Annotated in this window: 24 protein-coding genes; 11 read left to right on the forward strand and 13 right to left on the reverse strand. The window is 63.2% G+C overall.

Going from position 1 to position 18761, the window contains the following annotated elements; all coding sequences use genetic code 11:
• Window positions 1-661 precede the first annotated feature (661 nt).
• Complete coding sequence (locus BKG76_RS06725; protein WP_070936938.1) at window positions 662-1288, reverse strand: winged helix-turn-helix transcriptional regulator; 627 nt, start codon at window positions 1286-1288, stop codon at window positions 662-664.
• Window positions 1289-1440: 152 nt separating this feature from the next.
• On the opposite strand from BKG76_RS06725, the gene BKG76_RS06730 reads away from it, so the two are divergent.
• Both BKG76_RS06730 and BKG76_RS06735 read left to right on the forward strand, forming a co-directional pair.
• A complete protein-coding gene (locus tag BKG76_RS06730; protein ID WP_070936939.1) occupies window positions 1441-2406 on the forward strand; it encodes a cytochrome c oxidase assembly protein in 966 nt (321 codons plus the stop codon).
• Window positions 2407-2490: 84 nt separating this feature from the next.
• Window positions 2491-3021 (forward strand): hypothetical protein, encoded by a 531-nt coding sequence (locus BKG76_RS06735; protein ID WP_236737541.1) that lies wholly within the window; start codon window positions 2491-2493, stop codon window positions 3019-3021.
• 159 nt (window positions 3022-3180) lie between these two features.
• On the opposite strand, the gene BKG76_RS06740 is transcribed toward BKG76_RS06735, so the two are convergent.
• Window positions 3181-3945 (reverse strand): DUF2127 domain-containing protein, encoded by a 765-nt coding sequence (locus tag BKG76_RS06740; protein ID WP_070936940.1) that lies wholly within the window; start codon window positions 3943-3945, stop codon window positions 3181-3183.
• 70 nt (window positions 3946-4015) lie between these two features.
• Between BKG76_RS06740 and BKG76_RS06745 the strand changes: the two genes are divergently transcribed.
• On the forward strand, window positions 4016-4780 hold the full coding sequence (locus BKG76_RS06745; RefSeq protein ID WP_070937000.1) for a polysaccharide deacetylase family protein: 765 nt from the start codon (window positions 4016-4018) through the stop codon (window positions 4778-4780).
• On the opposite strand, the gene BKG76_RS06750 is transcribed toward BKG76_RS06745, so the two are convergent.
• The gene (locus BKG76_RS06750) at window positions 4777-5598 is read right to left on the reverse strand and encodes a COG4705 family protein (protein ID WP_070936941.1); all 822 of its coding nucleotides are present in this window, start codon (window positions 5596-5598) and stop codon (window positions 4777-4779) included. The genes BKG76_RS06745 and BKG76_RS06750 overlap by 4 nt on opposite strands.
• 189 nt (window positions 5599-5787) lie before the next feature.
• Between BKG76_RS06750 and BKG76_RS25110 the strand changes: the two genes are divergently transcribed.
• A complete protein-coding gene (locus BKG76_RS25110) occupies window positions 5788-5952 on the forward strand; it encodes a hypothetical protein (protein WP_165611501.1) in 165 nt (54 codons plus the stop codon).
• Between the two features lie 10 nt (window positions 5953-5962).
• Window positions 5963-6640, forward strand: coding sequence for a response regulator transcription factor (locus BKG76_RS06755; protein WP_070936942.1), 678 nt, complete (start codon window positions 5963-5965; stop codon window positions 6638-6640).
• Here BKG76_RS06755 and BKG76_RS06760 read toward each other — a convergent pair.
• The 3 genes from BKG76_RS06760 to BKG76_RS06770 are packed head-to-tail and all read right to left on the reverse strand — an operon-like array spanning window position 6601 to window position 9342.
• Complete coding sequence (locus BKG76_RS06760; protein WP_070936943.1) at window positions 6601-8004, reverse strand: sensor histidine kinase; 1404 nt, start codon at window positions 8002-8004, stop codon at window positions 6601-6603. The genes BKG76_RS06755 and BKG76_RS06760 overlap by 40 nt on opposite strands.
• A 35-nt stretch (window positions 8005-8039) precedes the next feature.
• On the reverse strand, window positions 8040-8432 hold the full coding sequence (locus tag BKG76_RS06765; protein WP_070936944.1) for a hypothetical protein: 393 nt from the start codon (window positions 8430-8432) through the stop codon (window positions 8040-8042).
• Between the two features lie 52 nt (window positions 8433-8484).
• Window positions 8485-9342 carry a phytanoyl-CoA dioxygenase family protein gene (locus BKG76_RS06770; protein WP_070936945.1) on the reverse strand — a complete coding sequence of 286 codons (858 nt, stop codon included), beginning with the start codon at window positions 9340-9342 and terminating at the stop codon, window positions 8485-8487.
• Window positions 9343-9387: 45 nt separating this feature from the next.
• On the opposite strand from BKG76_RS06770, the gene BKG76_RS06775 reads away from it, so the two are divergent.
• From BKG76_RS06775 to BKG76_RS06785, 3 genes are all read left to right on the forward strand, one after another.
• Window positions 9388-9966 carry a TetR/AcrR family transcriptional regulator gene (locus tag BKG76_RS06775; RefSeq protein ID WP_070936946.1) on the forward strand — a complete coding sequence of 193 codons (579 nt, stop codon included), beginning with the start codon at window positions 9388-9390 and terminating at the stop codon, window positions 9964-9966.
• A gap of 58 nt (window positions 9967-10024) precedes the next feature.
• Entirely contained in the window at window positions 10025-10459 is a 435-nt protein-coding gene (locus BKG76_RS06780) for a hypothetical protein (protein ID WP_070937001.1), read from the forward strand.
• A 64-nt stretch (window positions 10460-10523) separates the two neighbouring features.
• Window positions 10524-11051: a DUF6328 family protein gene (locus BKG76_RS06785; RefSeq protein ID WP_070936947.1), complete on the forward strand. Its 528-nt coding sequence runs from the start codon at window positions 10524-10526 to the stop codon at window positions 11049-11051.
• Here the strand turns inward: BKG76_RS06785 and BKG76_RS06790 are convergent.
• Entirely contained in the window at window positions 11048-11836 is a 789-nt protein-coding gene (locus BKG76_RS06790; protein WP_070936948.1) for an MBL fold metallo-hydrolase, read from the reverse strand. The genes BKG76_RS06785 and BKG76_RS06790 overlap by 4 nt on opposite strands.
• Window positions 11837-11949: 113 nt before the next feature.
• Between BKG76_RS06790 and BKG76_RS06795 the strand changes: the two genes are divergently transcribed.
• Complete coding sequence (locus BKG76_RS06795; protein ID WP_070936949.1) at window positions 11950-12381, forward strand: PPOX class F420-dependent oxidoreductase; 432 nt, start codon at window positions 11950-11952, stop codon at window positions 12379-12381.
• Window positions 12382-12384: 3 nt separating this feature from the next.
• Here BKG76_RS06795 and BKG76_RS06800 read toward each other — a convergent pair whose 3' ends face one another.
• A complete protein-coding gene (locus tag BKG76_RS06800; RefSeq protein ID WP_070936950.1) occupies window positions 12385-12828 on the reverse strand; it encodes a nuclear transport factor 2 family protein in 444 nt (147 codons plus the stop codon).
• 86 nt (window positions 12829-12914) lie between these two features.
• Here BKG76_RS06800 and BKG76_RS06805 point away from each other — a divergent pair, with 86 nt between their 5' ends.
• Together BKG76_RS06805 and BKG76_RS06810 are read left to right on the forward strand one after the other, a co-directional pair.
• Window positions 12915-13250: a YnfA family protein gene (locus BKG76_RS06805; protein ID WP_070936951.1), complete on the forward strand. Its 336-nt coding sequence runs from the start codon at window positions 12915-12917 to the stop codon at window positions 13248-13250.
• Window positions 13247-14506, forward strand: a complete 1260-nt coding sequence (locus tag BKG76_RS06810) for an APC family permease (protein ID WP_070936952.1) — start codon at window positions 13247-13249, stop codon at window positions 14504-14506. The genes BKG76_RS06805 and BKG76_RS06810 overlap by 4 nt, the downstream gene beginning before the upstream one ends.
• Here the strand turns inward: BKG76_RS06810 and BKG76_RS06815 are convergent.
• Genes BKG76_RS06815 through BKG76_RS06835 form a run of 5 tightly spaced genes read right to left on the reverse strand, consistent with a single transcriptional unit; the run spans window position 14481 to window position 18741 of the window.
• Entirely contained in the window at window positions 14481-15485 is a 1005-nt protein-coding gene (locus BKG76_RS06815; protein WP_070936953.1) for a cation diffusion facilitator family transporter, read from the reverse strand. The two genes, BKG76_RS06810 and BKG76_RS06815, sit on opposite strands and share 26 nt — an antisense overlap.
• Window positions 15482-15859: an ArsR/SmtB family transcription factor gene (locus tag BKG76_RS06820; protein WP_070936954.1), complete on the reverse strand. Its 378-nt coding sequence runs from the start codon at window positions 15857-15859 to the stop codon at window positions 15482-15484. Before BKG76_RS06820 ends, BKG76_RS06815 begins: the two co-directional genes overlap by 4 nt.
• A gap of 57 nt (window positions 15860-15916) precedes the next feature.
• Window positions 15917-16585 (reverse strand): cation transporter, encoded by a 669-nt coding sequence (locus BKG76_RS06825; RefSeq protein ID WP_070937002.1) that lies wholly within the window; start codon window positions 16583-16585, stop codon window positions 15917-15919.
• A complete protein-coding gene (locus BKG76_RS06830) occupies window positions 16585-16911 on the reverse strand; it encodes an ArsR/SmtB family transcription factor (RefSeq protein ID WP_070936955.1) in 327 nt (108 codons plus the stop codon). The genes BKG76_RS06825 and BKG76_RS06830 overlap by 1 nt, the downstream gene beginning before the upstream one ends.
• A 33-nt stretch (window positions 16912-16944) precedes the next feature.
• Window positions 16945-18741, reverse strand: a complete 1797-nt coding sequence (locus tag BKG76_RS06835) for an N-acyl-D-amino-acid deacylase family protein (RefSeq protein WP_070936956.1) — start codon at window positions 18739-18741, stop codon at window positions 16945-16947.
• Between the last annotated feature and the right edge of the window lie 20 nt (window positions 18742-18761).

Genomic DNA, 18761 nt, shown 5'->3' on the forward strand with positions numbered 1-18761 from the left:
CAGCTCCATGTGTTCGATACTGCAACTAGCGCACTGAAGGAACGCTGAGAAGTTCCGTTGGGTGGTTGCTACGGCCGCGGCGTTTGCGAGCGTCTGTGGGCCGCCGTGCCGGCGTGATTCAGATCTTGCGGTCCGTGTCGGCCCCAATATCGATAAGTGGCTTATGGGTTTTCGCAAGAGTGATGATCACAAGCGGTGCGAAACCACAACTGAGCGGACTTGCACACGCTCGCCGCCAACCCCTGAACGCGGCCATATACACGACATGAAAGGGTGGAATGATGCCTACTAGCAACGTAATCCCATTCAACGGCGTTCATCGAACCGCAGGCTGAGCTGCGAATGGCACACTCCCGCAGTACAACCACAGTGCCGATACTGATCTGCTGATGTACTTCGCGTACACGATCGATAGCCGTTTCCGTACATTGTCGACGCTGAGTGAATGCTGAGGAGCCGCACTAGGTGGTTGCTACGGCTTCGGCATACCCAAGTACATAGGGTGGCCGCGTCCGGCGGCACGCTCCGTCAACGAATCCTTCCAAATGTCGCGTGGTACACGTCGCGAAGACTGCCCGCACAGAAGCGCGCAGGCGTTGGTGAACATACGAGGCCGATACTTCGGCACCAGCGCAAGAAGACAAGCATGTTGCGCCCCTACTTATTTGGGCACGTCGAAAATGGCATGCAAGGCAGACTCGTCGCCATCGATATCGACGAGCGCAGTAATGTCGCCGAACGTCAACACACCCGCCGCCAGCCCGAGGACAAGCTGCGGTTCGGCTTTGAGTACAGCGTCGAACTCGCGCCCATCGGGCTTGCCGACCTCGATGCCGGACTCCGTGGCGCACAGTTGGACCATGTCGCCGTCGACGTCGATGCCGACCGTCGCGGATCGGCGGGGAACTCGGTCCACCAGTAAGGCGGGAAGTGCGACCAAAAGCCCATCGGGACGGAATTCGTCGCCTTCAGGCCCGCGGATCATCAGCGGTGTCGACCAGCGGATCATCGCGTTGACGGGCTCGCGAAGCTGCGCACCCCACGTAGTGAGGGCATACGTAATCGCATTGGATTCGCCGGACAAACTCCGCTCGATCACTCCCGCGGTCTCGAGATCACGAAGGCGATCGGTCAGCAGATTCGTGGCGATGCCGGACAACCCCTCACGCAATTCGCCGTAACGCGCGGGCCCTATCAAGAGCTGGCGGACGATCAACAGATTCCACCGGTCCCCCACCACGTCTAGCGCCCGGGCCAGTCCACAGTATTGGCCGTAGTCTCGACTCATCATCACCTGCTTGCGAATCTAAAGTAGACGTGACTTTATCAGGGTACTTCGGCGTGTTCCCCGACAAACGCTCTCATCGCCCGCCCACAGCCGATTCGCAGGTAGGAGATCTAGCCTAATCGGTTGATCTCACAATCGACGAGAAGAGCACGATGACTTTCATCTTGCCTACCGAGCCATTGACCTGGACGATGGCCTGGCGTGCATGGCATTTCGATATCGCGGCGGCGCTGTGCGCCGTCTTGCTCGCCGCCGGATACGGCTGGGCGTTATCGCGCGCGCGGCGTCACCGATCGGATATCAGTGCCGCATGGGTGAGTTGCTTTTTCATCGGAATCGGATGCTGGGTCCTGGCGTGCATGAGTGTCATCGGCGTCTACGCGCACGCGCTGTTCTGGATGCGCGCATTGCAGGTGGTCGTGCTGCTCCTAGTCGTACCGTTCTTCCTCACCCTGGGCCGGCCGGTGACGGTGGTGCGCAGCGCTCTGCGGCCTGCCGCGCTGGCCGGGTTTGACCGGGCGGTCTCGTCGGCGCCCGCGCGGATCTTGACTCATCCGCTCACGACTTCCCTGGCCATGCTGTCCACGCCATGGTTGTTGTATCTGACACCGTGGTACACCGCGTCGCTGACCAATGGCCCACTCGGCGCTGCAACACGAACCTTGTTGGCACTGATCGGTTTTGCGTACTTTTACGCGCGCCTTCAGGTAGACCCGGTACCCCGCAAGTACCCGCAGCTGATCTCGCTGCTGATCAGCGTGGCGGAGACCATTGGCGACGGGGTGCTCGGCCTGGTGTTGTGGCAGGGCCCACTCGTGGCATCGGCCTACTACCTCGCGCTACACCGCTCGTGGGGGCCGGATCTGCGCACCGATCAGACCATCGGCGCGGGCGTTCTCTGGATCCTGGGCGACGTGCTCGGTCTGCCGTTCTTGCTCCTGCTCATGCGCGCGTTATCCGCCGACGACAAGGCCCACGCGGCACAGATCGACGCCGAACTCGACCGGGCCGCGCAATCCTCGTCGGCCGCCGATGCCGCAGCGCCCGATGATTCGGCTCCATCGGCGCTATGGTGGGAGAACGATCCGCAGCTGCGTGACCGATTCGGTCGCGGCTGAGATTATCGGCCCTCCCGACGTGCTCCTGGATCTTCTCCACTGAACTTCTGTACAGTCCGTCTATTTTTCGGGCAGTATGGGTAGATGGACGTCCCGCAGTGCGCTCTATCGTCACTCAGCGAATCCCTGTCGGAACCTCCTCAGCGTCCGCAACGTCCGCCCTCCCCCGCCACCGACACGTCGACCCCCATTGGGCGCGCGGTCGCCGGTTTCTACCTCGCCTTTGAGGCCGTCGACGATTCGGACAGGCTCCGTGAGGCGACCAATTGGGTAGGTCGCCAGCATTCTCCCGAGACGAACTCTCGCCAGAAGTACCTCGCATTGGCCACCGGAATCACCAACGTGGAGAAAATTCGTCGCCACGTCGGTGGCACGCTACGTGAAATCGCCGCCACCGCCGCCCGCACCGCCCAGCGTCTTGCGGAGGACGCAACGAGCCTCCCGGCGGACATCGACGATGCGATCAAGGCCGCGGTACGCCACGAAAGCATCGCCATCTGCGACCGCGCCGTGCGCATGATCAACAACCAAACCCGCCTGGTCTTGGACCTCGACGAGGTAACGGCCGCAATCAGCGTCGACGACTGGTTGGCGAGCCACCACCTGACCGATTGATCGCCGGCCGGCCCCGCACTCGATTTGATGGGGCCTGGTATCTTCTCAACAACGCAGCGCGGCAAGCGTTTCGAGAAACTTTGCGTCCCGACGAGGCGCAGTGGAGACGCGGTCACACGTAAGCATTCGCGCAGCCGATGCGGCTGAGCATTAACGGCCTTACGCGTTCTCCGCCAGCCCCGCCCGCTCGACGCTCAGTAGGCTCTCGGCGCGATGTTCTTCCTCGTAGGCCTTGCCGCCGCCGTTGAGCCCGAACAGTCGCTTGCTCCACAGCAGCCAGACCACCGCCACGATGTTCACCAGTAGCGCCAAAACCCGGAGCACGGTTTGCTTTTCAAAAAGCTCGTAGATCTCTAGCGGTAGAAAAATACTGGTGGCGATGACGGCGAAGTACTCGCCCCAGCGTTTCATCATCCAGAGGCCGATCGCTTCGATGAACTCGATAGCGGCGTACGCGGCCAGACCCACCGCCACCCACATCAACGTCGACGCCGACAACGAGAAAGCCTGGCCGATATGGTGAATGACCTTGGAGTTGTCTGGGTTCCAGCCGATCTGATTGGCCAGCGGACGGATCAGCGGAATATCTTGCTCGAAAACCTGCTGCAGATGCTCGCGCGATCCGCGAACCTTCACCACGCCGAACGCGAGCAACACGAACACCAACCCGCGGAACACACGCTCCACAGCCAGCAGCCGCATCAAGGTCCGGTCGCGCAACAACCGCCCGCGGGGGATCTCCGGCGCGGTATCGGCCGGGCCGCGATGGCGGGGCTCTCCCACCACAAAGGTCTCGCATCGCAAGCATCGCCACGCCTCCCCGACTGGGGTATCAACCCGCAGTCTCTCGCGTAAAGCCTGCTCGTCAGGATCGAATGTCGCGTGTCCGCGCAGACCGCACGAACGCAGAGCAAAGTTGATCACAGGAGAAACGGTAGCCCGAGATGTGGAGCGGCGCCGCCAGATGTCAAGGTTCCGGCGCTACCCTGTCATCGTGTTCGACCGTCGTCGGTTCCTGACACTGCTGGCAGGCGCTGCCGCAGTGGGTGCCACTGTCATCGAATCCGCCGCCGCGGCCGCCGACCCCGGCGCACCCGCCGGCCCGGCAAGCAGCGCGCTGGCCCGGGTGCCACTACCGGGCGGCGGCACCTTGACCGCTCTCCCGGCTCGCACCGACGGCCGGCGGCTACTCGCCCTGACCCTTGACGACGGCACCGACGCCGCTGTGATCGCCGCCTACACCCAGCTGGCGCGGGATACCGGAATTCGCTTGACCTACTTCGTCAATGGCGTGAACGCGGGGTGGACGCAGAACGCCCAGCTACTCCGCCCGCTTGTCGACAGCGGACAGATTCAGCTGGGCAATCACACCTGGTCTCATCCCAATCTGACGACGCTCAGCGCCGGGCAAATCGCAGACCAGATGACCCGCAACACCAGGTTCCTGACCAACACCTACGGGGTCGATCCGGCGCCGTACTTCCGCCCTCCGTACGGAAAGCACAACGCCTCAACCGATTCGGTTATCCAGGGTCTCGGCTATGGGCCGCCCGTGCTCTGGTACGGATCACTCTCGGATTCCGGGGTGGTCACTCCGCAGTACATCGTTGACATGGCCCACAAGTACTTCAACCCGCAGGCCATCGTCATCGGCCACCTCAACCATCCGCCGGTGACCACCGTCTATCACCAGTTGCTCGACGTCATCGGGGAACGGCAGCTGCGTACCGTCACACTGAACGACGTCTACCAGCACTAGTCGCGGGCAAATTCACGCGGCTCGGATTCGGGCTCATCATCAGGAACCGCGGGATCGGGTGCCGCGGAACGTCGATACCCGAACGCGATTCCGATGACCAACACCGCCAGCAGCGCTGCGGAGGTTCCCCAGGTTCCCAGGGCCAATCCGCCCTTCTCCAGCGGCTTGGACAGCAGGTCGCCGACGGTGGCGCCGAGAGGTCGGGTCAGGATGAAGGCGGCCCAGAACAGCAGGACACCGGAGATTTTGGTGAAGTAGTGGGCACCCAGAATCACCAGCATGATCCCCGCGATGAGCGCTGCGCTGCCCCAATATCCCAGCCCGGAACTATCCGCCAGGTAATCGCCCAGCGAGGTGCCCAGGGTGTTGGACAGCAAGATGGCCGCCCAGTAGAGAACCTCACCTCGGAAGGTACTGATGTTGGCCACATCGAATGTTTCCCGGCTGAGCTTCCAGATCAGGAACACGATGACAAGACCGGTGATCAGCAGCGCCGCACCCGCGCCATAACCCAGCCCACCGTCGGTGGACGTGTCCGAACCTGGGCCGCGGTTGATGAGGTCGGACATCGTGGTTCCCGCCGTGCTCGTGGCGGCGATCACGGTCCAGTACAGCGCCGGATGGAACTGACGGGCTCGCAACTGAGCGACCAGGCTCACGATGAAGATCGCAATGAACAGGACGGACGCGGCGGCGTAGCCGAGCCCCAGAGTTTGGGCGATCAGATCTCCGCCCGTTTCACCCAGCGTCGTTGCCGCGATCTTCAACACCCAGAACAGTGCTGTGACCTGAGGCAACTTGTAGCTCGACGTGGCCATATACCCACCGAATCCCGTCGTTAATGTCAACCGATTACCGACCGCACCCTAGCGACGTCTCGCTGAGGATCCGCTGAGAGCCGAGCACCGCTCACGCTCAGCGTTCTCACAGCGCCCAGATGTGACTCTTACATCGTCAGCGGCCGACTCAGGCCGGCTCATATCGGATTCAACGGAAGGTCACATGTCATGAGTTCACGGCGGGAAGCAGTAACCCTGATCATCGGCGCCCTGATGTTGTTCGGCGCTGTCACCACGGTGACCGAGGCAGAGGAACGGGCACACACCCGCGCAACGGCCTCGGTGAGCGAATCGATGTCAGACTATTCGGTACCCAACACCGTCAACCCCTGAAAGGCCCCGCGTGCGAGTCCTGCTGGTCGAAGATGAGCCACTGCTGGCCGAAACGGTCACGGCCGGCCTCATAGCCGAAGGATTCATCGTCGTCACGGCGGCCAACGGCGTAGACGGACTGTGGCACGCCACCAACGATCAATTTGATGTGATCGTGCTGGACATCATGCTGCCTGGCCTCAATGGCTACGAGGTGCTCCGCAAGATGCGCACATCTGAGGTCTGGACGCCGGTACTGATGCTCACCGCCAAGGATGGCGACTATGACCAAACCGACGCCTTCGACCTCGGTGCCGATGACTATCTGACCAAACCCTTTTCGTTCGTGGTGCTCACCGCTCGCCTACGCGCCTTGATCCGCCGGGGTGCGCCCAAACGTCCCGTGGTGCTCACCGCCGGCGAGGTGTCACTCGATCCCACTCGCCGAGTTGTCGAACGCGATGGCGCACCGGTGGCACTGACACCCCGCGAATACGGTCTCCTTGAGTACCTGATGCGCAACAAGGATGCCGCGGTAACGAAAACCGATATCCTGCAAAATGTTTGGGATAGCCACTACGACGGGCCGGATAATGTCGTCGAGGTCTACGTCGGGTACCTACGCCGCAAGATCGGCTCCCACATGATCATGACGGTGCGGGGCGTGGGTTATCGATTGGAATCCGGCGAATTCGCCAACGGCAGCTGAACAGTCACCTCTGCCCCACCCCCGGTTCGCTCGCCTATGCGGACCGAACCATCGTGCGCGGCAACTATTTCGGCCACGATCGCCAATCCCAGGCCGCTGCCTCCACCCTGACGCGAACGCGCAGAATCCAGACGTACAAATCGCTCGAACACCCGATCCCGTTCGGCCTCCGGGATACCCGGTCCATCGTCGCTCACCCGCAGGTAAGCGCTACGCGCGTCCGATCCGACCATGATCGTCACCTCACCGTGCGCGTGACGAGCGGCGTTGTCCGCCAAATTTCGCAGCACCCGCGCCACCCCGTGAACGTCACCCACCACTTTGACCGCCGATAGCTGCGCCGAAATCTTCAGCTGAGTATCACGTTTGAGCCGCTGAACTTCGGCGGCCGCCAGGTCGTCGAGATCAATCTCGGTACGGCGCATCGGCAAGCCATGCTCATCGGCCCGCGCCAGCAGGAGCAGATCTTCCACCAACGACTGCATGCGATGCGCCTCGGGCAGCAGCGCGCTGTTCACCAACTGACGATCAAGTACCTCAGGGTGGTTCGCCGCGATCTCCAACGCCGAGATGACCGTCGCCAGTGGACTTCTCAACTCATGAGAAGCATCGCCGACAAATCGGCGCTGAGCGGCGTGCCCGGCTTCGATCCGCGCGAGCATCTCATTCATCGTCACGGCCAACGCCGAGATCTCATCGGAACGGCTCGGCACCGGCACTCGCTCACCAAGATCGGAAGTACTGATCTCGGCGACGCGAGAGCGTATCGCGTCCACCGACAGCAAGGAGCGTCGTACCAGCAGATAAGTCACCACGCCCGCCACCACCGACACGACTGGTGCGGTGATGCCCAACATCATCGCCACTGTCGAGACCATCGATTCGATCGGCTCGATACCACCACCGACCAACACCCGGTACTGGCCCTTACGGCCATCCACCGTCGCGGTGCTGACCCGAATGTCGCCATCAAATGGTGAGATCACCCCGACACGGGAGTCATTGTCCTGCACCGTGATCAGCGGGTCTTTGGGCGAAGAATCCGAATGCCGCACCACCACCCCGGCGCTATCGACGACCTGCACCGCGACGACGCGCTGATCCGTGGCCAACAGCACCGATTCCAGCTCACGGGGCGGCTCTTTCCGCAGACGGTCGGCGACAGCCTGGGCACGTGTCGTAGCGGCGGCATCGACGTCGATACACATAGACTGGTACAAGAGGACGACCGATACCGATCCCACGATCACCAGACCCGCAAGCACAACCGCCGCGGCGACGAACGCTGACCGCGTGGCAATGCCGCCACACCATCGCCGCAACCGGCCAAGTGCCGTACGCAGGGATGCGCGGGGGTTCACCATCCGGTCAGCATCCACATCCGACAATCATGCGGGCACTAAGGGCGGGCGGGCAACGTCGGGGGTGCCGTAACTGTCGCTGTGCTTGGCGCCGAGCTGCGTTGGCCGCGATCGCCCGACTCGCGATCATCGCGGAATCGGTGTTCATCGCGGTCGCGATGACGCTCGGCACCATCACGATCGTCCGAACGCGACTCACTGTGCTCGTGTTCGTGACCCTCGAAGAACTCACTACCCGCCCACACCCCGGCACCGAAGGCCAGCACCACGGCAGCCAGCACCGCCGAGACCGCTCCCGCTATCTTCAGTGGTGCGCCAAACGTCCGGCGTGCCTTCGGTGCGGATTCCGGGAGACTCGGCTGGTCGGTATCCGCTGCCTGCGCATTGACATCCGGCCCGGGCGCATCGTTCGTATCGTCAATATTGGACATGCGCCCAGAGTGCACAACATGCGCTGAGACTTCGCTGAGAACGAGCGCGGCGCTAAAGCGCCTCAGCCGCGCCCGCTTCCAGCAGTCGTTTGGGATGCATACCGTCGACCTGCCCGATGAAGGGCGGATGAATGCTGTATCCGAGCATGCGCCGAATGTCCTCGGACACCGCGCGGACGGTATCGCGAGTCGTGGACAGCGTGAAAGCCTCCTGCGGGCGCAACCACGGCTCGCAATATTGGGCGGTCAACGCCAAGCGGGCGGTGTCTGATCGGTTCGCGCCGCCACCATGCCAGAGCGTGCCGAGAAAAAACACGCAGGATCCCGCTGCCATCACCACCGGTTCCCGATCGGATTCCTCCGGCGCGCGATCTCCCCAAAGATGGCTGCGTGCAATGATGTCGGTGGCGCCATTGTCCGCCGTGAAATCATCGATCGCCCAGATCGTCGCCGCACCGAGGGCGGCGCGGGGGCGCGGGATCGGATAAAAACCGTCGTCGGTATGCAGCATCTGCGCCAGCTCGCCGGGCAAGATGTTGATCACCTGGAGCATCGACAACAGGTAGTTCGGCATGAAGAGCCGATCCAGCAATGCGAGCACCCGAGGGTGATCCGCGATCCGATCGCAGGCACGCGTCTTGTTCAGCACGCTGTACACCCGCTGCGTCGTATGCCCTTCGAACCGGTTCCGCCCCTGTAGATCCAGCAGCGGCATAACGGCTTCCTGGATCTCGACAAGCTCCGCCGCCGTCAGCAGATCGGGCAATATCACGTACCCATCGCGCCGCAGTGCGCATAGATCTGCCTCTGCCACGGCCGGATCGACACTGTCCCCGCTACTGGGTGTCCATCGGTACGTTCCCGCGAGATCGCCGGCGAGGTTCACCAATGACGACACTTCCGCGCCCATCGCGACTCCTAAACATAAGATAATTATGTTTTGTACAATCGCATCATGGCACGCTCGCCGATCGGACGTCAACAGCTGCTCGACGCCGCCCGCGATGAACTCGTCCGCGGCAGCGGCGTCATGGATCTCGGCGGACTAACCCGTCGCGCGGGCCTCAGCACCGGTGCGCTCTACCATCACTTCGGTTCCAAAAGTGGCCTGCTGGTGGTGATTTACGACGAGTTCTACGAAGGTCTGGTCCACGCCATCGCCGACACACATCTGGACATGCAGACCGACTGGCGCGTTCACGAACTCGAGCGCACCCGCCGATTCGTCGACTATCACGTGGCCGACCCGCTGGCCCCGATACTGCTCAATCGTGCGGCACTCGATCCGCAGCTCGCCGAGCTCGAGACGACCTACCTCCAGCGCATCAGCCACAACGCCGCCAAGAACATCCGCCGCGGTCAGAAGCTAGGTCAGCTGCCCGCTGATATCGACCCGGACAGTGCGGGTGCCTTCATCATCGGCGGTATTCGTCACGGCATAGCCCAGCAGCTGCGAGTCGCTCCCCTGCCCGATCCCGGCAAGATCACCGAGCGACTGTGGCGCTTGATCTCCGCCGCGCTCGGGGCGGCGTGAGGATCCGTAGCGCGGGAAACAGCGGCCAGACCGACAGCCGATGAGCGATACTCCCAGCATGCGTTCGATACCTGTTGGCCGTGCCGCCATCCTTACCCTGGCCGTTGTCGGCTCAGGGCTCGCCACCTGCCCGATCGCGGCGGCAGCGCCATCGGGCGAGATAGCACTCTGCTTCGACGGTGACGTGCGGGTCAGCGCTTGGCAAGCGAGCCAGGCCGATGCACGACGCGAGCTGATCCCCGGCACGGTCAACATGAACGCCACCGACGGCCTCGCCGGGCCCAAGCAGGCCTACTTTCACTGGCGCAACCTGACCACCGGCGCCGTCGGCGAGGCGCACGGGGACGGCTCTGGAACGGCGGGAGCATCGACGTTCAATGTCGTCACCGGCCCCGGCCAGGTAGAGATCACCACCGAATACGGCGGACGTTCCGGCTTCTTCTGGCACGACGAGAATCTCGCTCAGTGCACCGGAACGGTCACCGTCGTCTAGACGCCGGGCACACTCCTGGGCGCGTGCTCTCGCCGCGGTGCGCGCATGGTGGGACCATCCGAGGGTGGACGTAGATCACCCGGAATATGACCAACCGTGGGACAACTCGGCCCGTCACGAGACCGTCACCGAGCGGCTCGACCGAAACTGGATCAGCCTCCTGCAGGAAGTGCGGGTAGTGCAGACCGGTGTGCAACTTCTCACCGGCCTGCTGCTGACCCTCCCGTTCCAGCAGCGCTTCGCCGTCCTCGATCACCCGATGAGGATCGTGTATCTCCTCACCGTGGCATGTTCGGTCACTTCCACTCTGCTGCTCGTGACACCCGTGGCGATGCACCGAGTGCTGTTTCGCAGACATCGCCTCGGTGTAATCGTCTCCGCGGCCCATCGGCTGGCCTACGTCGGCCTGCTACTACTCGGGCTGTCCATGGCCGGAGTCACCGACATCATCTTCGACACCGTCTCGGGGCGGACGGCCGGGATTGTGGCCGGGGCCTCCGCACTGACCGCTTTTGGCTTGTTCTGGCTCGCACTACCGCTCATGCTCCGCGCCAAACTCGTTTCCAGCGAACCGAATCAGAGCCCGGCCTAGCCCGAGGTCTGAGGTGCGAGCCGCGCGAATACGGCACTGTCATGACTGCAAAATACGGTGACATGGTCGGCATGATCGGCAACGAGCTCGGTCAAGCGGCGCATATTGCGCAGCTGCGCGCGTGGATAACTCGGGTGCGCGGTGATCATGTGCACCGCCCGGCTGGCAGTCGCCAACGCGCCGGTGCCGATCGCGTGCGGCTCCGTGTACGCGTCCCCGGCATGCAGCAGCCAGCGGTCTCCGGTCTGCACGGCGACGCCCACATGCCCACGGCTGTGGCCATACAACGGCACCACCAAGATCTCTGGCGGCAGACCATCGATATCGCGTACCGCGTCGAAACCGAACCAAGAATCGCCGCCATCGAGTTCATTGACCGCCCAATTGACACCGTGTGCACACAATTGCTCAGTGCGATAACGGATTCGATCGACGACAGTCGGCTGCCGGCTCGCGCGATACTCCGGTCCGTGCACGTGCACCGTCGCAGCGGGAAAATCCGCGAGTCCTCCGGTGTGGTCATAATCCAGATGCGTCAGCAGGATGTGTCGTACATCGGTGGCGTCGTAACCCAGCGCTTCGATCTGCCTTACGGCCGTTTCCTCCTCGCGCAACACCGGGCCGACGATATGACGGGTCCAGCCCAGCAGCCGAGGATTCCGTATGCAGTCCAGGCCGAATCCGGTGTCCACCAGCACCAGGCCGGAGCTGGACGTCTCCACCACCAGACAGTGATCCACGAACCCGAATGCCATTGTCCCGCAATTGAGATGGTGAACCTTCATCCCTGATCTTCCCCCCATGGCCGGCACGTGCGGCGCGTCTTCCTCGCTACACTGCCACGCTCTGCCGTGCCAGGGGTTGGAATAGCTCACGGCACCTCATGGTTCGACCAAGCATGGCCTCTGATCAATTCGATCCGCATGCTCTCCTCGCCGGCAGCCGCATCGGCGTGCTGGCGACCATCAAGTCCAATGGACTACCGCAGCTCTCCCCCGTCACTCCGTTCTACGACCGGGACAAGAACATCATCTACGTCTCCATGACGGACGGGCGTGCCAAGACCGCGAATCTTCGCCGTGACCCCCGAGCGGCACTGGAAGTCACCAGCTCGGACGGACGGTCATGGGCCACCGCCGAGGGACGCGTCACGCTCACCGGTCCCGGGACCGACCCGAACAGCCCCGAGGTCGAGGCACTCGTCGACTACTACCGTGGCGCGGCCGGTGAGCATCCCGACTGGCAGGAGTACCGCGCCGTGATGGTGTCGGACCGGCGCGTGCTCATGGCGTTGAAGATCGAGCGGGTCTACGGCAAGAAGCTCGGCTAAGCCTCAGACCTGTCCGGTCGCGTCGTAGATCCAGCTCATGTCCGCGTTCATGAGGTCATCCATCCAGGACGGCGGCGCGAAGTTGGTCAGCGCTCCCATGTCCCAGTAGTCCTTCCACAGCGTGATCTTTCCGTCGATCACCTTGAGCACAGAAGCGAAACGTAGCAACGCGGTTTCCCCGGTTTTCCAGGTCCACGTCTCGGAATGCTCGTACATCACATCGTCGTCATTGGAGATGATCAGACCGTCGTGGTGAACGTAGTGCTGCAACGGTTCCAAACCGACTTTCAACCGTTTGACGATGTTCTCCGGTCCGCGTGCGGCCGCGGTGGGTCCCACCGGCATATCGAGGTAGATGCAGTCGTCGTCGAGAAACGTCTTGACCGCTTCCCAGTTCCGCTGCGACAGCGCCAACCACAGACCCGTAACAACCGATGCTGATGACATCCCCATGACTTTCCTCCCCCGAAGTACCGAAATCCTATGATCTGCGCAGCCCAGGCGGGTCCGATCTGGGCGATTAGGCTCAGCGCATGCTCGTCGCAAAATCGATCCTCTTGTTCGCCGCGGCCGCGGTCCTGGAAATCGGTGGCGCCTGGCTGGTGTGGCAGGGAGTGCGCGAGCATCGCGGCTGGACCTGGGTGGGGCTCGGTGTTGTCGCGCTGGGTGCTTACGGATTCATCGCCACTCTGCAGCCCGATGCCCATTTCGGCCGGATCTTGGCGGCCTACGGCGGGATATTCGTAGCCGGATCGCTGCTCTGGGGCATGGCGCTGGACGGATTCCGTCCAGATCGGTGGGATGTCATCGGTGCACTGGTCTGCCTGGCCGGGGTCGGAGTCATCATGTACATGCCCCGGGGGACATGAGCAGCGATCAGCCCGGGTCGCTTCGGCGAGAACTGGGTACCTTCGACGCCGTCATGGTCGGGTTGGGCTCGATGATCGGCGCCGGCATCTTCGCTGCCCTGGCGCCAGCCGCTCGGTCCGCCGGTTCGGCGTTGCTCATCGGTCTGTGCGTCGCCGCCGTGATCGCCTACTGCAATGCGACATCGTCGGCACGACTGGCGGCGGTGTACCCAGCCTCCGGCGGTACCTACGTGTATGGCCGCAAACGTCTCGGCGACTTCTGGGGATACCTTGCCGGTTGGGGGTTCGTGGTCGGCAAGACAGCCTCCTGCGCGGCCATGGCATTGACGGTTGGTTTCTACGCCTGGCCGGCACATGCGCACGCCGTCGCGGTGGCGGCAGTGGTGGCGCTGACCGCGATCAACTATGCGGGAGTTCAGAAGTCGGCGTGGCTGACGCGTGTCATCGTGGCGGTCGTGCTGTCGGTCTTGGCTGCGCTCGTCGTCACGGTATTCGGCTCCGGCCGTATTGACACCGCGGCGCTCGATGTCACCGACGTGTCCCTCACCGGCGTGCTGCAAGCCGCGGGTCTGTTGTTCTTCGCCTTCGCCGGGTATGCCCGCATCGCAACCCTGGGTGAGGAAGTCCGCGAACCCGCACGCACCATCCCCCGGGCCATCCCGATCGCCTTGGGCATCACACTGGTCGTATATGCCGTTGTGGCCGTGGCGGTCTTGACCTCGCTGGGGCCTTCACGGCTGGCAGCCTCTGCGGCTCCCCTGCTCGATACCGTCGCCGCCGAGGGTGCGCGGTGGATGGAACCGGTGGTGCGGATCGGCGCCATCGTCGCCGCGACGGGCTCGCTGCTGGCACTCATCCTCGGGGTGTCGCGCACCACCCTCGCCATGGCCCGTGACCGCCACCTGCCTTACGCCCTGGCGGCAGTGCACCCCCGGAACGGAGTACCGTACCGCGCGGAACTCCTTGTCGGTCTGGTCGTTGCGATACTGGCGGCCACCGTGGACCTGCGCGGCGCGATCGGATTCTCCTCCTTCGCGGTATTGGTGTACTACGCGGTGGCCAACGCGTCGGCGTGGACGCTCTCCTCTGCCGAGGGACGCCCCCCGCGTGTCGTTCCGGTGCTCGGCCTCGTCGGGTGCGTGGTGATTGCCCTTGCCTTGCCGCCGTCGTCCGTGCTCAGCGGCGTCGCGGTACTCACAGTGGGCATCGCCATCTACGCGCTGCGCCGCATCAGTGGCCCGGGTATGCGTGAATGAGAGCAGTATCGAGTTTAGGAACCGCGTGGGTGAGCTCGTGTTCGGCGACATGGGCAATGCGATGAGCTTCGACGAGGCTTACCTCTGGATCGATATCGAGCTCGGCGTCCGCATGAAGCCGATGTCCAATCCACCGCAACCGCACGCTGCGCACCGTCCGCACGCCGGGCTGCGCAGCCAACGCCGTTTCGGCGGCATCCACCAACGCCGGGTCTACCCCATCCATCAGCCGCCGGAACACATCGCGCACCGCGGTACGAAGCACCGCGAGAATCGCGACGGTGATCACGAGTCCGATGATGGGGTCGGCCAACGGATATCCCAGTGCGACACCGCCAGCTCCCAGCACCACGGCCAGCGAGGTGAATCCATCTGTCCGCGCGTGGAGGCCGTCGGCGATCAGTGCGGCCGAACCAATTTGGCGGCCCACGCGAATCCGGTAGAGGGCCACAAGCTCGTTCCCGATGAAGCCAACGACACCCGCCGCGGCCACCCAGCCCAGTTGGCTGATCTGCACGGGATGAATGAGACGCAGCACCGCCTCGTAACCCGCCACCACCGCCGATAGCGCGATCATCGATACGACGAACAGTCCGGCCAAGTCCTCGGCGCGCCCGAATCCGTACGTGTATCGCCTTGTCGCGGCCCGTGTTCCCAGCGCAAAGGCGATCCAGAGTGGAACCGCGGTGAGCGCATCGGAGAAGTTGTGGATCGAGTCGGCTGCGAGTGCTACCGATCCGGACACCATCACGATGGCCACCTGAAACGCGGCCGTCACCAGTAGCGCCGCAAGACTGATCTTCACCGCACGGGTACCCGCAGCACTGGAGCTCAGCGCGTCGTCGATGCTGTCGGCGGCGTCATGGCTGTGCGGGGACACGATCTCCGCGAACATTCCCTTCAGCCCGGCCCCGTGATGATGTCCGTGGTCATGATGGTCATGGTCGTGCCGCATGGGCGCGTTGCGCGTGTGACTCATTGTGCACCAATGCCTTTCACAGGGCGCAGCGTCGCCTCCGAGCGATGATGCGCCGGTATCCCCGGACCGGCATGCTCGGCGTTGTATACCGCGTCGGTCACCAGCTGCTCGACATGCTCGTTTTCCAGGCTGTAGTAGACCGTGGTGCCGTCACGGCGGGTCCGAACCAGCCGCGCCATCCGCAACTTGGCCAAGTGCTGTGACACCGAAGACGCCGGCTTGCCGACCAGATCGGCCAGCTCGTTGACCGACAGTTCACCGCCGGTGAGCGCCCACAGCACCCGAACACGGGTGGCATCGGCCAGCATTCGGAACACCTCGACTACCAGCCCGGCCTGTTCGTCGCCCAGCGGCGACCTATCCGCCTGTCCCATCGCGGACGCTCCTCTACATATCTGCATTGATACGCAGATAATAGACCACGATGGCGTTTAGTGCTCGCAGCAGCCACACTGGTCGTCGCTGGCCTCCACGGATTCCACGCCAAGCACTGGCGCACAGCACGATTCACCCTTCCAGGCATTCATCCCTTCGCGCACCGCAATGACCGCGATGACGAGGGCCGCGATCGGGTCGGCCCACGACCACCCGAACAGGGTGTTGACCAGCAGGCCCACCAGCAGCACCGCCGACAGATACGTGCACAGCAGCGTCTGCTTGGAGTCGGCCACCGCCGAGGCCGATCCCAACTCCCGGCCCGCCCGCCGCTGCGCCCAGGACAGTGCCGGCATGATCGCGAGGCTCACCGCCGCCAGGATGATTCCGATGGTTGAATGCTTGGCCTCACCAAAACCCGCAAGGGAGCGAATCGACTCGACCGTCACGTACGCGGCCAAGGCAAAAAATGAGAACGCGATCACCCGAAGTGCCGTCTTCTCCCTGGCCTCCGGATCCCTGGCGCTGAATTGCCACGCCACCGCCACAGCCGACGACACCTCGATGACCGAATCCAGGCCGAAGCCGATGAGCGCCGTCGACGAGACACGGGCACCCTCACTGAGGGCAACAACGGCCTCGATCACGTTGTAGGCGATGGTGGCCGCGACAAACATGCGGATCCTGCGGCCGAGCACCTCTCGCCGCTCTGGCGCAAGCACCATCAGCAGCACCCCTCATCACCCACCGGGCAGCACGATGGATCCACCGTTAGCACCAAATCCACCAAATCGTCCAAGGCGCGACCAATCCGCTCGTCGGCCAGCTCGTAGCGGGTGCGCCGCCCCTCAGGAACAGCCACCACCAACCCGCAACCACGAAGGCAAGCAAGATGATTCGAGGTGATCTGCCGCGACACCCCCACCTCCTCGGCAAGTTCGGAGGGGTAGCCCGGCCGCGCCCGCAGGCTCAGCAGGATCGCCGCACGCGTCGAATCCGACAATGCACACCCGAATCGTGTCAGGGCATCGCGATGAATCACGGTCTCCATGCCCAAGATAGTACAGATATAGCTGTACTATTCCTAGGCGGGCACCTCACCATGAGACACAGCGCGCGCCGCCTCCCCCGCCCGCAGGAAGCTCCCGGTTCGCTGCTTGCCCAGGATGCCGGTGGGCTGCCCATCAATCACGACCGCCCGTCCGCCGATCAAGACGGTGCTGACTGTCGCATCGTTCCGGTTGACCATTCGCGACAGCCCTCCGTAGGCGGCAACCGAATGTTCTGCGTACTCGGTCAGCGTTCCGTCGAGCTTCTCCGGGTCGATCACGAAAAGGTCTGCCCGATCACCGATTCGGAGATGCCCGGCATCGATCTGGTACCAGTCCGCGAGCTCGCCGGTAAGGCGGTGCACTGCCCGTTCGATGGTCATGAAGGGTTGTCCGGCTTGTTGCGCCTCGCGCACGTGGCGCAGGAGCCGAAGTCCGAAGTTGTAGAAGGCCATGTTGCGCAGATGGGCGCCGGCATCGGAGAAACCGATCTGAATCCCGGGATCCTGCGCCAGTTGCTTAAGCACCTCTGGCCGGTGGTTGGAAATCGTGGTGCGCCAACGGATTGCCGTGCCGTGTTCGAGCACCAGATCCAGGAAGGCGTCCACCGGGTGCAGGCCACCCCGATCCACACCGACCTGTCCGAAGGACTTGCCGACCACCGACTGGTCCGGGCACGCAACAATCTCGGCATCGAAAAAGTCTCTATGCCATACCCGTACACCGAACTTGCTCTCATACTCCTTACGGAACCTGCGCCGGTACTTCTCGTCGCGCAGCAGTTCATTGCGCTCGACTTCAGTACGCAGGTGCAGCGCGGCAGCACCCGCGCCGAACTCTTCGAAGATCACCAGGTCGATGCCGTCGGCGTAGACCTGGAACGGCACGGGCAGATGTTGCCAGCGGAAGTTGCCACCCAACTTGTTGATGATGCGGGCAAGCGGGCCCATCGCCCGGATCGCATACGGATTGGCCTTGATATCGGCGGCCGAGAGCAGCGATGTCGACAGCCGCTTACGCAGGATGCCCAATGATTGAACGGCTTGCGACAGCACGTTCAACGGGTTTTCGATGTCTGGCCCCGACTGTAAGGCCCGGTTCCGTTGACGTAGTTGAGCTTTCAGCTTTCGCAGCTCTCGGGGTTTGGCGTAGGTGGAGGGCAGCGTCCGGGATCGACAGATCTCCCCGTCAAGCTTGTCGAACAGCAGCTGCTGAGACGACATGCCGACGAATCCCGCATCCAGGGCCTCGGTAAGCCAGCGATCCATCTGTGCTTGTTCACCGGGCGTGGGCCGCTCGTCCTTGCGGGTCGCGCGATCCAGTCCCATCACGGCGGCACGCATATCCGAATGCCCCAGGAAGGTGGCGATATTCGGCCCCAGGGGTAGTGACTCCAGCGCGGCAATGTATTCACCGGCGTTGGTCCACGTCTTGTTCCGATCTACGGCCTCGATCACATGGTCGCGAGGTATCGCCTCCACCCTGCCGAAGATGTCCCCGGCATCGATGCCGTTGACATGTACGACCGAGAGGGAACAGGAACCGAGCAGAACGGTCGTCACCCCGTGACGTACCGACTCCGACAACGCCGGTGCCGCCAACACCTCGACGTCGTAATGCGTGTGGATATCCACAAGTCCCGGCAGCACCCATTTTCCACTGGCGTCGATGACGTTCGGACAGTCCGTCTCGTCAAGGCATTCCGCCGAGATCACGGAAATGTGGCCGTCTTTGATCCCGATGTTCCGGACGGCGGATGGGGCGCCCGTCCCATCGAACCATCGCCCATTTCGTATCACGGTGTCGAACTGGGCATCATTGCCGGAAACCATATTGATTCTCCTAGTCGTAC

It is taken from the genome of Mycobacteroides franklinii, assembly GCF_001853795.1.
GTDB lineage: Bacteria > Actinomycetota > Actinomycetes > Mycobacteriales > Mycobacteriaceae > Mycobacterium > Mycobacterium franklinii.

Excerpts from the sequence above, each read along its gene's own strand:
- BKG76_RS06725 (WP_070936938.1), bottom strand. The coding sequence starts at position 1,288 with ATGAGTCGAGACTACGGCCAATACTGTGGACTGGCCCGGGCGCTAGAC.
- BKG76_RS06730 (WP_070936939.1), top strand. The coding sequence starts at position 1,441 with ATGACTTTCATCTTGCCTACCGAGCCATTGACCTGGACGATGGCCTGG.
- BKG76_RS06735 (WP_236737541.1), top strand. The coding sequence starts at position 2,491 with ATGGACGTCCCGCAGTGCGCTCTATCGTCACTCAGCGAATCCCTGTCG.
- BKG76_RS06750 (WP_070936941.1), bottom strand. The coding sequence starts at position 5,598 with ATGGCCACGTCGAGCTACAAGTTGCCTCAGGTCACAGCACTGTTCTGG.
- BKG76_RS25110 (WP_165611501.1), top strand. The coding sequence starts at position 5,788 with ATGAGTTCACGGCGGGAAGCAGTAACCCTGATCATCGGCGCCCTGATG.
- BKG76_RS06760 (WP_070936943.1), bottom strand. The coding sequence starts at position 8,004 with ATGGTGAACCCCCGCGCATCCCTGCGTACGGCACTTGGCCGGTTGCGG.
- BKG76_RS06765 (WP_070936944.1), bottom strand. The coding sequence starts at position 8,432 with ATGTCCAATATTGACGATACGAACGATGCGCCCGGGCCGGATGTCAAT.
- BKG76_RS06770 (WP_070936945.1), bottom strand. The coding sequence starts at position 9,342 with ATGGGCGCGGAAGTGTCGTCATTGGTGAACCTCGCCGGCGATCTCGCG.
- BKG76_RS06775 (WP_070936946.1), top strand. The coding sequence starts at position 9,388 with ATGGCACGCTCGCCGATCGGACGTCAACAGCTGCTCGACGCCGCCCGC.
- BKG76_RS06780 (WP_070937001.1), top strand. The coding sequence starts at position 10,025 with ATGCGTTCGATACCTGTTGGCCGTGCCGCCATCCTTACCCTGGCCGTT.
- BKG76_RS06790 (WP_070936948.1), bottom strand. The coding sequence starts at position 11,836 with ATGAAGGTTCACCATCTCAATTGCGGGACAATGGCATTCGGGTTCGTG.
- BKG76_RS06795 (WP_070936949.1), top strand. The coding sequence starts at position 11,950 with ATGGCCTCTGATCAATTCGATCCGCATGCTCTCCTCGCCGGCAGCCGC.
- BKG76_RS06800 (WP_070936950.1), bottom strand. The coding sequence starts at position 12,828 with ATGTCATCAGCATCGGTTGTTACGGGTCTGTGGTTGGCGCTGTCGCAG.
- BKG76_RS06805 (WP_070936951.1), top strand. The coding sequence starts at position 12,915 with ATGCTCGTCGCAAAATCGATCCTCTTGTTCGCCGCGGCCGCGGTCCTG.
- BKG76_RS06810 (WP_070936952.1), top strand. The coding sequence starts at position 13,247 with ATGAGCAGCGATCAGCCCGGGTCGCTTCGGCGAGAACTGGGTACCTTC.
- BKG76_RS06815 (WP_070936953.1), bottom strand. The coding sequence starts at position 15,485 with ATGAGTCACACGCGCAACGCGCCCATGCGGCACGACCATGACCATCAT.
- BKG76_RS06820 (WP_070936954.1), bottom strand. The coding sequence starts at position 15,859 with ATGGGACAGGCGGATAGGTCGCCGCTGGGCGACGAACAGGCCGGGCTG.
- BKG76_RS06825 (WP_070937002.1), bottom strand. The coding sequence starts at position 16,585 with ATGGTGCTTGCGCCAGAGCGGCGAGAGGTGCTCGGCCGCAGGATCCGC.
- BKG76_RS06830 (WP_070936955.1), bottom strand. The coding sequence starts at position 16,911 with ATGGAGACCGTGATTCATCGCGATGCCCTGACACGATTCGGGTGTGCA.
- BKG76_RS06835 (WP_070936956.1), bottom strand. The coding sequence starts at position 18,741 with ATGGTTTCCGGCAATGATGCCCAGTTCGACACCGTGATACGAAATGGG.